This window comes from Burkholderia savannae, assembly GCF_001524445.2.
Taxonomy (GTDB): Bacteria; Pseudomonadota; Gammaproteobacteria; order Burkholderiales; family Burkholderiaceae; genus Burkholderia; species Burkholderia savannae.
Genome location: NZ_CP013417.1, coordinates 4,192,354 through 4,205,057, shown reverse-complemented (window position 1 = coordinate 4,205,057; position 12,704 = coordinate 4,192,354). Strand labels below are relative to the sequence as shown.

The 12,704-nt window shown below is 65.9% G+C and carries 11 protein-coding genes; 9 read left to right on the top strand and 2 right to left on the bottom strand.

Annotated features, from left to right (window positions below):
- Nucleotides 1-97: 97 nt before the first annotated feature.
- On the bottom strand, nucleotides 98-988 hold the full coding sequence (locus WS78_RS20575; protein WP_059578058.1) for a BadF/BadG/BcrA/BcrD ATPase family protein: 891 nt from the start codon (nucleotides 986-988) through the stop codon (nucleotides 98-100).
- Between the two features lie 152 nt (nucleotides 989-1,140).
- Between WS78_RS20575 and WS78_RS20570 the strand changes: the two genes are divergently transcribed.
- The gene (locus WS78_RS20570) at nucleotides 1,141-1,746 is read left to right on the top strand and encodes a DNA-3-methyladenine glycosylase I (protein ID WP_059578055.1); all 606 of its coding nucleotides are present in this window, start codon (nucleotides 1,141-1,143) and stop codon (nucleotides 1,744-1,746) included.
- 355 nt (nucleotides 1,747-2,101) lie between these two features.
- Here WS78_RS20570 and rpsU read toward each other — a convergent pair whose 3' ends face one another.
- Entirely contained in the window at nucleotides 2,102-2,314 is a 213-nt protein-coding gene (gene rpsU, locus WS78_RS20565; RefSeq protein WP_004198205.1) for a 30S ribosomal protein S21, read from the bottom strand.
- Between the two features lie 530 nt (nucleotides 2,315-2,844).
- Here rpsU and WS78_RS20555 point away from each other — a divergent pair.
- From WS78_RS20555 to WS78_RS20520, 8 genes are all read left to right on the top strand, one after another.
- Nucleotides 2,845-4,002, top strand: coding sequence for a flagellin (locus WS78_RS20555; RefSeq protein WP_059578052.1), 1,158 nt, complete (start codon nucleotides 2,845-2,847; stop codon nucleotides 4,000-4,002).
- Nucleotides 4,003-4,145: 143 nt separating this feature from the next.
- The gene (fliD, locus tag WS78_RS20550; protein WP_059578048.1) at nucleotides 4,146-5,669 is read left to right on the top strand and encodes a flagellar filament capping protein FliD; all 1,524 of its coding nucleotides are present in this window, start codon (nucleotides 4,146-4,148) and stop codon (nucleotides 5,667-5,669) included.
- A gap of 28 nt (nucleotides 5,670-5,697) precedes the next feature.
- Complete coding sequence (gene fliT / locus WS78_RS20545) at nucleotides 5,698-6,000, top strand: flagellar protein FliT (RefSeq protein ID WP_038752278.1); 303 nt, start codon at nucleotides 5,698-5,700, stop codon at nucleotides 5,998-6,000.
- Nucleotides 6,001-6,224: 224 nt separating this feature from the next.
- Nucleotides 6,225-8,576: a tetratricopeptide repeat protein gene (locus WS78_RS20540; protein ID WP_038752274.1), complete on the top strand. Its 2,352-nt coding sequence runs from the start codon at nucleotides 6,225-6,227 to the stop codon at nucleotides 8,574-8,576.
- Nucleotides 8,573-9,721, top strand: a complete 1,149-nt coding sequence (vioA, locus tag WS78_RS20535; protein ID WP_059578045.1) for a dTDP-4-amino-4,6-dideoxy-D-glucose aminotransferase VioA — start codon at nucleotides 8,573-8,575, stop codon at nucleotides 9,719-9,721. The genes WS78_RS20540 and vioA overlap by 4 nt, the downstream gene beginning before the upstream one ends.
- The gene (locus WS78_RS20530) at nucleotides 9,718-10,416 is read left to right on the top strand and encodes a WbqC family protein (protein WP_059578042.1); all 699 of its coding nucleotides are present in this window, start codon (nucleotides 9,718-9,720) and stop codon (nucleotides 10,414-10,416) included. Before vioA ends, WS78_RS20530 begins: the two co-directional genes overlap by 4 nt.
- Nucleotides 10,413-11,429 (top strand): aspartate aminotransferase family protein, encoded by a 1,017-nt coding sequence (locus WS78_RS20525; protein ID WP_063889447.1) that lies wholly within the window; start codon nucleotides 10,413-10,415, stop codon nucleotides 11,427-11,429. Before WS78_RS20530 ends, WS78_RS20525 begins: the two co-directional genes overlap by 4 nt.
- Nucleotides 11,426-12,703, top strand: coding sequence for an ATP-grasp domain-containing protein (locus WS78_RS20520; RefSeq protein ID WP_059578037.1), 1,278 nt, complete (start codon nucleotides 11,426-11,428; stop codon nucleotides 12,701-12,703). The genes WS78_RS20525 and WS78_RS20520 overlap by 4 nt, the downstream gene beginning before the upstream one ends.
- Nucleotide 12,704 lies beyond the last annotated feature (1 nt).

The following is a 12,704-nucleotide window of genomic DNA, read 5'->3' as shown; positions in this document are numbered from 1 at the left end:
GGACGTCGGAGGATGCGGGGGCGCGGAAGTAAGCGGACATTCTATCGTCGGTCGGGAGACGCCGCTTGCGGATGTCCGTTCGCGCCGCCCACCGGGTTCATCGCGATGCGACGAGCCCGAGCCTCGCCGCTTCCCGCGCGGCGAGCCGCAACGCGCCGTGCGCGGAATCCGCCTGCGGTACCACGAGTCGCGCGCGGTGAGGCTCGGGCACCGCGCTCGCAAGCGCGCCCGCAAGCCCGCCGCACAACGCGACGGGCAGCGCCGCCGCGGGATCGAGCGCGTCGATCATCTTGGCGATCTCGACGCCAGCCTGCTCGATCCAGCGCGCGGCGGCCGGATGATCGCGATGCGCGAACACGATCGGCGCGAGGCGCGCATACGCGGTTTGATTCGCCGCGCATGACCAGACGACGAGAGCGTCGCGATCGGACGCGCCCGTATGCGCGACAAGCGCCTGGGCGAACGCGTCGAGCGGGACACGGCCGTCGAGCGCCTGCTGCGCGTGCGACAGCGCTCGCAAGCCGAGCCAGGCGCCGCTCGCCTCGTCGCCGGACGGAAAGCCGTATCCGCCCGCGATCCGGCAGACGCCCGATTCGTCGAGTGCGGCGGCGATACTGCCCGTGCCGAGCGCGACCACGACGCCCGGCGCGCCGCCGTGGGCGCCGACGACGGTCGTATAGGCATCGCTTTCTACCGCGAGCGCGGCAAGCGGCGCGCTCGCCCGGAACGCATCCAGCCACTCGCGATGGTTCACGCCGGCGAGCCCGCAGCCGAGCACGCAGCACCGCCAGTCGAACGCGACGCCAGCGCGCGCGCAGGCGTCCGCGCAGGCGGCCTCGATCGCGCGCCACGCGGCTTCGATGCCGAGCGCAAGCCCGGACGGCCCGCCGCCGCCTTGCGCGAGCTCGCGCCCCTGCGCATCGGCCAGCACCGCGCGGGTGCCCGTGCCGCCGCCGTCGATACCGATCAGAAAAATGTCATTGCCCATCGCTTGCTTCAATCCGAAAGATTCGTCGAAGTAACATCGTTGCCAGAGCTTAACCGCAACGGCCCGCCGCGCCCATCGGCCGAACGGCCAGGCTTGCGCCCGCTCGCCGATCCGCTATGCTGGCGCGACCACATCGACGGAACACGCAACAGATGCCGAAGCAGGAACGCTGCAGCTGGGTAAAAACCGAAGCGGACGCTCACTATCACGATACCGAATGGGGCGTGCCGTCGCACGACGACCGCCATTTATTCGAAATGCTCGTGCTCGAGGGCGCGCAAGCGGGCCTGTCCTGGTCGACGATCTTGAACAAGCGCGCCGGTTATCGCACGGCGTTTGCCGATTTCGACGTCGACAAAGTCGCCCGATTCACGCCGAAGCGGATCGACGAACTGGTGCTCGACGCGCGCATCGTGCGCAATCGCGCAAAGATCGAGGCGGCCGTCACGAACGCGCGCGCGGTCCAGCAGATTCGTGCGGAACACGGCTCGCTCGCCGCATTCCTGTGGTCGTTCGTTGATCATGCGCCGCTGCAGAACGCATGGCCGTCGTACCGCAACGCGCCGGCGTCGACCGAGCGCTCGGACGCGCTCAGCAAAGCGCTCAAGCGCTACGGCTGCAAGTTCGTCGGCTCGACGATCTGCTATGCGCTGATGCAGGCGACGGGCATGGTCAACGACCACGAAAAGAATTGCCCGTGCCACGCGCGCTGCGCGGCGCTCGGCAAGAAGATCGCGAAGAAGAAAACGGCGGCATGACGCTCATGCGGCCGGCGGCGCGTGCCGGCGTCGATTGCGCCTGAATCCGCTGCGACTGCCGCTCGCAGCGGCATGAGCGGCGCGGCCCCAACCCCGGATCGTCGAGCCACGCGTGCTGGCGGAGCCCCGCCTGGCGCGGAAGACGGGAGCATGGCCGACGCCATTGCGCAGGAACGCCGGCGCGATGCGGCGGCAAGATGTGCGGCGCACCCTCGGCAGCGGACCGCGAACGCGATCCGCCGCGCACCCGTGCGCCATGCCCGCGCGAGCCGCGGTGCATACCGGACAGCCCAAACAAAACGGCGGTGCTGCTTCTTGCGAAGCAGCACCGCCGTCGAGGCGAAGCGAGCGAAGCTTAGTGGAGCTTCTTCGGCAGCATTTGGCTGCGCAGGCGCTTGTGCAGGCGCTTCACCGCAGCCGCCTTCTTGCGCTTGCGCACGGCGGTCGGCTTTTCGTATGCCTGGCGCTCGCGCAGCTCGGCGATCAGGCCGTTCTTCTCGATGGCGCGGCGGAAGCGGCGAATCGCCACTTCGAACGGCTCGTTTTCTTTCAAAAGAATCGTCGTCATGTCGTTCCTAATTTGCTTGATACGGTCAAAAACGTAGCGGCCAAGCGCCACGCACCGGCCTTCCGGGCGTTTCCACGAACGGGCGAAACGAGCGGGTAGCGGCCTCGGAGGCCGGAAAAGAGAGGCGGAATGCACCGCGAAACGCTCGGCAACCAACACCAGGCGCCGCGTTTGACTGTCAGCAGACATGCCCTACGTGTACACGTAAACGGCGAAGGCGTGACAGAAATCTCAATTCAGCCTGCCATCATAACAGGTAAACATCGGCGCGGCCAGCGGTTTACCACTTTTCCGCACGGCGCCGCCGCGCGGCCCGCCAATCGGCGCCGTGCCACGCACGCGATTGCTGCAACTGCAACGTTTGCTCACCGAACGATCCCGGCAAAAAAATCGGGCCGAATCTTGTCGCGTCCCTCAAGTTTTTTCCGCGTGCGCCGAAATCCAGCACAAGGCGGCCGGCAAAGAACGAGTGCTTCCGCCCACGCCAATAGTGGCATTGATGGGCTTTTAGGCTCAATTAGGAGATTTTCATGCTCGGAATCAACAGCAACATCAACTCGTTGGTCGCTCAGCAGAACCTCAACGGCTCGCAAAGCGCCCTGTCCCAAGCGATCACCCGCCTGTCGTCGGGCAAGCGCATCAACAGCGCGGCTGACGACGCGGCCGGCCTCGCGATCTCCGCGCGGATGCAAACGCAGATCAACGGCCTGAATCAAGGCGTGTCGAACGCGAACGACGGCGTGTCGATGGTCCAAACCGCATCGAGCGCCCTGTCGTCGCTGACGTCGGGCCTGCAGCGCATCCGCCAACTCGCCGTGCAGGCGTCGACGGGCACGCTGTCGTCGACCGACCAGGCCGCGCTGCAAAAGGAAGTTTCGCAGCAGATCGCTGAAGTCAACCGGATTGCTTCGCAAACGAACTACAACGGCAAGAACATCCTCGACGGCTCGGCGGGCATCCTGTCGTTCCAAGTCGGCGCGAACGTCGGCCAGACGATCAGCCTCGACCTGAGCCAAAGCATGTCGGCTGCGCAGATCGGCGGCGGCCTCGTGCAGAAGGGCCAGACGATCGGCACGTTCACGAACATGAACCTCGACTCGACGGGCACGTACACGTCGACGGCCGCGAACGTCGCGATCACGTCGGTCAACGTGCTGTCCGACGGCGCCGGCGGCTTCACGTTCACCGACCAAAACGGCACGGCGCTCAGCGCGACCGCCGTCGGCAACATCTTCACGGCGGGCACGGCCGCGGGCACGGGCACGGCGATCACGAACTTGACGCTCGCCGCCGGCGCGACGAGCGGCATGACGACCGCGCAGTCGACGGCCGCAACCAGCATGCTCGCGCAGATCAACGCCGTCAACAAGCCGCCGACGGTGTCGAACCTCGACATCAGCTCGGTGACGGGTGCGAACCAAGCGATGGTGTCGATCGACAACGCGCTGCAAACGGTGAACAACCTGCAGGCAACGCTCGGCGCGGCGCAAAACCGCTTCTCGTCGATCGCGTCCACGCAGCAGGCCGGCGCAACCAACCTGTCGCAAGCGCAATCGCAGATCCAAAGCGCGGACTTCGCGCAGGAAACGGCGAACCTGTCGCGCGCGCAAGTGCTCCAGCAAGCCGGCATCTCGGTGCTCGCGCAAGCGAACTCGATGCCGCAGCAAGTGCTGAAGCTCCTGCAGTAAAGTGTACCGAACGACGGGCCGCGCAGTCAGGCGGCCCGTTTTGTGCGGCGGAGCAATCCCTCGTGGCCGCCGCACGTTTTTTTCCCGCTTCCCGAATTTCCCGATGACGGTTCGCCGATCACGGCGACGCCCGGAGTGTCACGATGTCCACGCCCATCTCGTCGAGCACGACCCAGCAGCAAACCAATGCGGCGCTGCAGCAGGCAGCGCAGTCGATCATCAGCGGCTCGACCGGCAACTCGTCGATGGACGTGAGCTCGCTCGTAACGGCACTCGTCAACAGCAAGACGGCGGGCCAGACCGCGCTCCTGTCGACCTCGGTCGCGAACGACCAGGCACAGCTCACCGCGCTCGGCACGCTGAAATCGGCGCTCACCGCGCTGCAAACGGGCCTCGGCTCACTCGCGAACGGCACCGTCACGCAAGCCTTCACGGCAACCGCGAGCGGCAGCGGCCTCACCGCGACGACGGGCTCGGGCGCCGTCGCCGGCAGCTATTCGATCGCCGTCAACCAGATCGCGACGACGCAAACGCTTTCATCGGGCGCGTTCGGCGCGACCCAGCAGCTCGGCGCCGGCACGTTGACGCTGTCGGTCGGCGGCAATTCGTCGGCAATCACGATCGATTCGTCGAACAACACGCTCGCCGGCATCGCCGCCGCGATCAACGGCGCAACCAATAATCCCGGCGTGACGGCGACGATCGTCACCGGCACGGACGGTGCGCACCTCGTGTTGCGCTCGTCGACGACGGGCGCCGCGAACACGATCAACGTCGCCGTCAGCAACCTGTCGGGCGACAACGGCTTGTCGAGCCTCGCCGTCACGTCGACCGCGAGCACGACGGGCGGCCAATCGACGATCACGTCGGGCGGCAGCATCGCGTGGTCGCAGGCGACGGCTGCGCAAAATGCGCAATTCACCGTCGGCGGCATCGCCGCGACGAGCGCGACCAATGCGGTGACGAGCGCGATCGCGGGCGTCACGCTGAACCTGTCGCAAAGCGCGGTGGGCACGACGCAAACGCTGACGGTCGCGGCCGACACGTCCTCGCAATCGACCGCGATCACGAACTTCGTCAATCTGTACAACACGCTCGTCACGACGATGTCGTCGTTGTCGTCGCTGTCGGGCGCGGGCACGTCGTCGCAGACGGCCGGCCCGCTCCTCGGCGACTCGACGCTCAACTCGATCCGCAACACGCTCGCCGGCATCGTCGCAGGCGGCGTGACGAGCAACGGCTCGACCGTCTCGCTCGCATCGCTCGGCATCTCGCTCTCGGGCACCGGCTCTTCAAGCCAGACGGAGGGCACGCTCGTCGTCGACCAGGCGAAACTCACGGCGGCGTTGACGAACAACCCGTCGAGCGTCGCGACGCTGTTCAACGCGACGAACGGAGTCGGCGCGCAGCTGAACAACACGATCAACGGCTACGTGCAGGCAAACGGCATCTTCGATATCCGCACGAACGCGCTGAACAAGGACCTGAGCAGCATCGCACAGCAGCAGGCGCAGCTCGCGACGTATTCGTCGCAGCTCACCACGCAGTACAACGCGCAGTTCACCGCGCTCGACACGCTGATGGCGACGATGAACACGAATTCGAATTACCTGACCCAGTTGTTCGGCGGCACCAACAGCGCGGGCTCGCTCGCGTCCAACAAGTAACGCCGCCCCGCCCACGGAGCAACCCGAGATGGATCAAAAATCGCTGATGGAGAAAGTGCTGGCGATGTCGCGTGCGATCGAGCACGCGGCGCAGATGGCCGACTGGATCGAAGTCCAGCGGCTCGTCGATGCGCGCTCGCCGCACCTGATGTCGATCGCGCCCGAACAGACGCCCGAAACGCTCGCGCTCATACGCAACGTGCAGGCGATCGACGCCGCCGTCTGCGCCGCCGCTCGCGATGCGCAGGCCGGGCTTCAGGTCGAGTATCGAGCGGCAATGAATCGACTGAACGCCGCGAACGCTTATCAGGCGGCCGCCGCTCAGTTCTGAGCCGGCGGCGCGGCTTCCATCCCCCCACACAACAACAAATCACGCGCTTCGGCGCGTGCTCGTTCACCTCGACGCCCGCTTCGTGCGGGCCTTTTTTTGCCCGCCTCGGGCGCAGGTCGCCGACCCGATTCGTCAAATTGGCGGGGATTTGGGGTTTAGCTCGGCGCTTCGGCCGGCAGGGAGCGATCGGATAATCCGTTCAACTCGCTCACTTCGTCGAGATCATGTCCGCCATTTTCGAATCGTCCGCCCCGCTCCCCCCCGAGCAGCAAATGAATGCCGACATCGCGCTCGTGCTGCAAAGCGCGCTCGAGCACCATCACAAGGGCGAGCTCGAAGACGCGCGGGCGCTCTACGAGGCGATCCTCGGCGCGCAGCCCGAGCACGCGGACACCCGCTACAACCTCGCGGTGCTGCTCGTGCAGACGGGCTCGCCCGTCGACGCGCTGCAGCATTTCGAGATGGTGCTCGGCACGCATCCGCGTCACGGCAATTATTGGGTCGGCTATGTGAACGCGCTGATCGAGGCCGGTCAGATCGCGGCCGCGTGGACGGCGCTCAACCTCGCGCAGCAACTCGGCGTCAAGGGGCCAGCCGTCGACACGATCGTGTTGCGGCTCGCGCATTCGGAGGAAGGTCGGCCTGCCGCCGTCGGGATCGTGCCTGCCGCGACCGCGGCACAGGCCGTGCCCGTCGCCGCGGAAACGTCGGAAACGCCCGAGCCGCACGCCGGCTCCGCGCGCCGCCCCGGCCGCCAGGAGATGAGCCGCGCCGAAACGCTCTATGACCACGGCCGCGACGCCGAAGCGGCAAAGGCCGCACGCACGCTTACGCGGCGCTATCCGTCGCACGGCCCCGCCTGGCGCGTGCTGGGCCTCGCGCTGCATCGCAGCGGCCGATACGTGGAGGCGTTGGAACCCCTTTTCCGCACCACCGAGCTCCTGCCCGACGATTCGAACTGCCGAGTGCTGTACGCCGACACGTTGCGTCTTGCGAACCGTCTGCCGGAAGCGGAGTCCCAATGCCGCGAGGCGATCGCGCGCAACGCCGGTTACGCGGAGGCGCATCGGGTGCTCGGCGTCGTGCTCGCCGCGATCGGCCGTCAGAACGAAGCGATCGAGGCGGGCAAGCGCGCCATCGAGATCGCGCCTGATTCCGCGACGGCATACGGCTCGCTCGCGGTCACGTTGTTCGAAGGCGGGCTGCTCAACGAAGCGGAGCAATACTTCCGGCGCGCGTTCGAGCTCGATCCAAGGGATACGCTTGCGCACAGCAATCTGCTCTTCAACCTTACGCACCGCATCGACATCGACATCGATGCGCACATCGCCGCGCACCGCGACTACGCGGCGCACCACGAAGCCCCGCTGAAGGCTGCGTGGCCGCGCCATGCCAACCGTCGCGATCCGCAGCGACGGCTGCGAATCGGCTTCGTGTCGGGCGACCTGTTCGATCACGCGGTCGCGTCGTATCTGTTGCCGCTCGTCGAGCATCTGGTGAAGGACCCGGCGCTGTCGCTGACGTTCTATCACAACTACGTCCGCGACGATCGCGTCACCGCGCGCCTGCGCGCATGCTCGCACGCGTGGCATACGGTCGCGGGCCTCACCGACGCGCAATTCGTCAACCGCATTCGCGCCGACGGCATCGATATCCTCGTCGACCTGTCGGGCCATTCCGGACGCAACCGCCTGTCCGTGTTCGCGCGCAAACCGGCACCCGTGCAGGTCAGCTGGATCGGCTACCCCGCGACGACGGGTCTCGACGCGATCGACTACTACTTCACCGACTCGTACGCAGTGCCGTTCGGCCCGATGGAGGCGCAGTACACGGAGAAGATCGTCCATCTGTCGTCGGGCGCCACGTTCTCGCCCGCGACGAACGCGCCGCCCGTCAACATGCTGCCCGCGCTGCACAACGGCCGCGTGACGTTCGGCAGCTTCAACCGCCTGAACAAGCTGCGCGCCGACGTGATCGCCGTGTGGGCCCGCGTCATGCGCGCGGTGCCGGATTCGCGCATCGTCGTCGGCTCGATGCCGGGCGACGAAGATCGGCTCGAGATCGGCAAGACGCTGACCAGTTGGTTCGCGCGCGAAGGTATCGCACGCGACCGGCTGGTGTTTCAACCGCGCACGACGACGACCGTCTATCTGCAGCAACATCATCACGTCGACTTCTGCCTCGACACGTTCCCGTACACCGGCTCGACGACCGTGCTCAACGCGCTGTGGATGGGCGTGCCGACGCTGACGATGCGCGGCAAGACGCCGTCGAGCCGCGCCGGCCTCACGTGGATGTCGCATGTCGGGCTCGAATCATTCGTCGCCGACGATGTCGACGACTTCGTCGCGAAAGGCATCGCGCTCGCATCGGATGTCCCGACGCTCGCACGCATCCGCGGCGAGCTGCGCGAGCGCTGCGCGCGCTCGGCCGCATTCCAGCCGCAGCGCGTCGCGCAGGACGTGTCCGACGCATTGCGCATCATGTGGCGCCGCTGGTGCGACGGCCAGCCGCCCGCCCCGTTCGCGGTACCGCCGCGCGACGCAACGACAACCGTCGCAGGAGACCGCCCATGAGCGCACTGCCGCTGCGCGCCGTCGAGCCGTGGACCGACGAGCGCATTTACGTCACCCAACCGCATCTCGCGCCACTCGCCGAGTTTCTGCCTTATCTCGAGGCGATCTGGGAAAGCAAGGTGCTGACGAACGGCGGGCCGTTCCATCAGCAGCTCGAGAAGGCGCTGTGCGATTACCTCGGCGTGCACCATCTCGCGCTCTTCACGAACGGCACGCTCGCGCTCGTCACCGCGCTGCAAGCGCTGCGGATCACGGGCGAAGTGATCACGACGCCGTATTCGTTCGTCGCGACCGCGCACTCGCTGCTGTGGAACGGGATCAAGCCGGTATTCGTCGACATCGATCCTCACACGCTGAACCTCGATCCCGCGAAGATCGAGGCGGCGATCACGCCGCAGACGACAGCGATCATGCCGGTGCACTGCTACGGCCGGCCGTGCGATGTCGCCGCGATTCAAAAGATCGCCGACAACTACAACCTGAAGGTGATCTACGACGCGGCGCATGCGTTCGGCGTGAAGACGCCCGGCGGCAGCGTGCTCGAACACGGCGACATGTCGATCCTGAGCTTTCACGCGACGAAGGTGTTCAACACGTTCGAAGGCGGTGCGATCGTCTGCCCGGACGCGAAGACGAAGCAGCACATCGATCATCTGAAGAACTTCGGCTTCGTCGACGAAGTGACGGTCGTCGCGGCGGGCATCAACGGCAAGATGAGCGAGATCAACGCGGCATTCGGTCTCCTGCAGCTCAAGTACATCGACGACGCGCTTGCGCGCCGTGCGCACATCGAGGCCGCGTATCGCGAAGCGCTCGCCGACGTACGTGGAATCCGCTGCCTGCCGCCCGTCGACGCGCCGGTGGCGAACCACTCGTACTTCCCGATCCTCGTCGACGACGATTATCCGATCAGCCGCGACGCGCTGTATCAGCGACTGCGCGATCACGAGATCTACGCACGCCGCTACTTCTATCCGCTGATCTCCGACTTCCCGATGTACCGAGGGCTGCCGTCCGCACAACGCCCCAATCTGCCCGTCGCCGCAGACGCCGCGGCGCGTGTGCTGTGCCTGCCCATCTTTCCGGCGCTGTCCGACGGCAATCTTGCCCGCATCGTGAATCTCGTCGCGCACCCGCAGCCATGAAGCTTGCGATCATGCAGCCGTATCTGTTTCCGTACGTCGGTTACTTTCAGCTAGCCGCGTCGGTCGATGCGTTCGTGTTCTACGACGACGTCAATTACATCAAGAACGGCTGGATCAATCGAAACCGGATGCTGCTCGACGGCAGGCCGCACTACTTCACCGTGCCGCTCGCGGGTGCGAGCCCATCGCAAAAGATCGCCGACGTCCGAATCCAGCCGCCCGAACGGTGGCGGCGGAAAGTGCTCGAGGCGCTGCGGCACGGTTACGGGAAGGCGCCTCACTACGCGCGCGTGAGCGAGCTCGTCGGGGACGTGCTCTGTTGCGCAGCGGCACACATGTCGACACTCGCCACGCGAAGCGTGATCGAGGTCTGCAATTACCTGGGAATCGACACACGCTTCGTCATGTCGTCGGCCGGCTACGGCAACGATGCGCTGAAAGGCGCGCAGCGCGTGCTCGACATCTGCGTGCGCGAACGCGCGGCGCGCTACGTCAATCTGCCGGGCGGCCGCACGCTATACGACGACGCGGCATTCGCCGCACGCGGGATCGCGCTCGAATTCATCGAACCGAACCTCGAACCGTACCGGCAGTTCGGCGCCGAGTTCGTGCCTGGCCTGTCGATCATCGACGTCCTCATGTTCAATGACGCCACCGAAGCGCGCGCGATGCTCATGCAAAAGGCGCGCTCATGACGACGGATGCGATCGGCGGCTATCTGCAACTCGAGTTGCCGCGCGCACCGGGTGAGCATCATGGTGACGCGCTGCGGTTTCAGTCCGCGCGCGCCGCATTCCTCGCCCTCATTTCCGCGTGCCGCCCCGACGCCGTATGGCTGCCGCACTACATCTGCGACGGCATGCTCGAGCCGCTGGAGACAGCAGGCATTCCCGTGAAGCGCTACGCACTGGACGAACGCCTGCGCGCCGCCGATACCGCGCTCGGGCCACGCGAGTGGCTCGTGTACGTCAATTATTTCGGCGTCTGCCAGCATCAGGTCGACGACGTATTGCGACGCTTTCCGCGTGAGCGCGTCGTCATCGACAACGCGCAAGCGTTCTTCGAGCCGCCGTCGGACTGCGCCGCCACGCTGTATTCTCCGCGCAAGTTCGTCGGCGTGCCGGACGGCGGCTATCTCGTGTCGCGACATGCGATCCCCGCGCCCGCCGAAATCGACCGTGACTCCCCGCGGCGCTTCATGCATTTACTCAAGCGAACCGATACGGGCGCGGAGTCCGGTTATTCGGATTATGCGCGTGCGGAGGCGAGTCTATCGCGGCAACCGCCGCGCCGCATGTCGACACTAACGCAGCGCCTGTTGGCGAGCGTCGACTATGCGCAGATCCGCGTAAGGCGGCTTGAAAATTTCGCGCGCCTGCACGAGCGGATCGGCGCGCTCAATCACTTTCCATTCGCGCAGGAAGGCATCGGCGTGCCGCTCTGCTATCCGTTCCTCGGTGCGCCGGACGGCGCGCGTGCGCGGCTCGCGGCCGAGCGCGTCTACACACCCGGCTATTGGCCCGAAGTCGCCGCACGCAAAATCGTCCCGGCGTGGGAAGCCGGGCTCGCGCGCGAAGCGCTTTTCCTGCCTTGCGATCAGCGGATGTCGGAAGGCGATGTCGCGCGCGTCGCCGACCTCGTCGCAGCGGTGTGCGGGCGCGAGCGAGCTTCTCCGGTCGATACATCGCGAAGGAGTTTGCCGAAATGAGCGACAAGATCCGAGTGCTGGTCTTTCCGTGCGGGTCGGAAAACGCCGCCGAGATCCATCAGGCGCTGCGCTACTCGGTGCACGTCGAATTGCATGGTGCGTCGAGCGTCGATGACCATGGCCGTTTTCGCTTTGCCAGATACGCCGGTGACTTGCCGAAGATCAGCGATCCTTGCTTCGACGAGGCGTTCGCCCGCTTGCTCGCCGAACGACGCATCGATCTCGTGTTTGCAACGCACGACACCGTGCACGAATACCTGTCCGCGCGCGCGGCGCAGATGGGTATGACGCTCGTCAACGGCGACCCCGAAAGCGCGGCAATTGCACGCCGCAAGAGCTCGACCTACTATTTGTTCGCCAACGAACCGTGGGTGCCGCGCACGTACGCATCGGCAGGCGACGTACACGCGTGGCCCGTCATCGTGAAGCCGGACCTCGGACAAGGCGGCCAAGGCGTGACGCTCGCGCACGACATGCTTCAGTTGAACCATGCGCTTGCTGCCGTCGAAGCGCCGCTCATCGTCGAATATCTCCCCGGCGAAGAGCTGACGATCGATTGCTTTACCGATCGCAAGCGGCGCCTGCTGCATGCGCAGCCCCGAAGCCGCGAACGTGTGAAGGCGGGCATCGCCATGCGTTCGCACCTCATTGACTCGACACCGGAAATCGATGCGATAGCGCATTCGATCAATAATCGGATGCGGCTTCGCGGCCCGTGGTTCTTCCAACTGAAGGCCGATCGCGACGGCCGCTGGAAACTGCTCGAGGTCGCGTGCCGTGTCGGCGGCACCATGGTCGCGCAGCGCGCGCGCGGCGTGAATCTGCCGTTGATGGCGGTGCAGGATTTCCTCGGCCGCGATCTCGTCACGTTGCCGAATGCCCAGATCCGCCTGATTGATCGAAACATCGCAACGCGCGCTTCGTTCGCTTGCGAATACGACGCGGTCTGCATCGATCTAGACGACACGCTGATCATCGACGGTTACGCGGTGCCGCAGACGATCGCGTTCCTGTATCAGTCGATCGCGGCCGGCAAACGAATCGTGCTCCTCACGCGACACCGGTTCGACGTCGCGAAGACGCTCGAGGCCGCGCGGATCGATGCACGCCTGTTCGACGACATTGTCGTGCTCGGCGCGCACGAGTCGAAAGCCGACCACGTGCCGCCGCGCTCCATCTTCATCGACAACCATTTCCCCGAGCGTCTCGACGTTGCGCGCAAGTGCAACGTGCCGGTGCTCGATGTCGATACGGTCGAATTCTTTCTGCGCTAAG

Bases quoted from the DNA above. Each gene is read 5' to 3' on its own strand.
- WS78_RS20575 (WP_059578058.1), bottom strand. From the start codon at position 988: ATGGGCAATGACATTTTTCTGATCGGTATCGACGGCGGCGGCACGGGC.
- WS78_RS20570 (WP_059578055.1), top strand. From the start codon at position 1,141: ATGCCGAAGCAGGAACGCTGCAGCTGGGTAAAAACCGAAGCGGACGCT.
- rpsU (WP_004198205.1), bottom strand. From the start codon at position 2,314: ATGACGACGATTCTTTTGAAAGAAAACGAGCCGTTCGAAGTGGCGATT.
- WS78_RS20555 (WP_059578052.1), top strand. From the start codon at position 2,845: ATGCTCGGAATCAACAGCAACATCAACTCGTTGGTCGCTCAGCAGAAC.
- fliD (WP_059578048.1), top strand. From the start codon at position 4,146: ATGTCCACGCCCATCTCGTCGAGCACGACCCAGCAGCAAACCAATGCG.
- fliT (WP_038752278.1), top strand. From the start codon at position 5,698: ATGGATCAAAAATCGCTGATGGAGAAAGTGCTGGCGATGTCGCGTGCG.
- WS78_RS20540 (WP_038752274.1), top strand. From the start codon at position 6,225: ATGTCCGCCATTTTCGAATCGTCCGCCCCGCTCCCCCCCGAGCAGCAA.
- vioA (WP_059578045.1), top strand. From the start codon at position 8,573: ATGAGCGCACTGCCGCTGCGCGCCGTCGAGCCGTGGACCGACGAGCGC.
- WS78_RS20530 (WP_059578042.1), top strand. From the start codon at position 9,718: ATGAAGCTTGCGATCATGCAGCCGTATCTGTTTCCGTACGTCGGTTAC.
- WS78_RS20525 (WP_063889447.1), top strand. From the start codon at position 10,413: ATGACGACGGATGCGATCGGCGGCTATCTGCAACTCGAGTTGCCGCGC.
- WS78_RS20520 (WP_059578037.1), top strand. From the start codon at position 11,426: ATGAGCGACAAGATCCGAGTGCTGGTCTTTCCGTGCGGGTCGGAAAAC.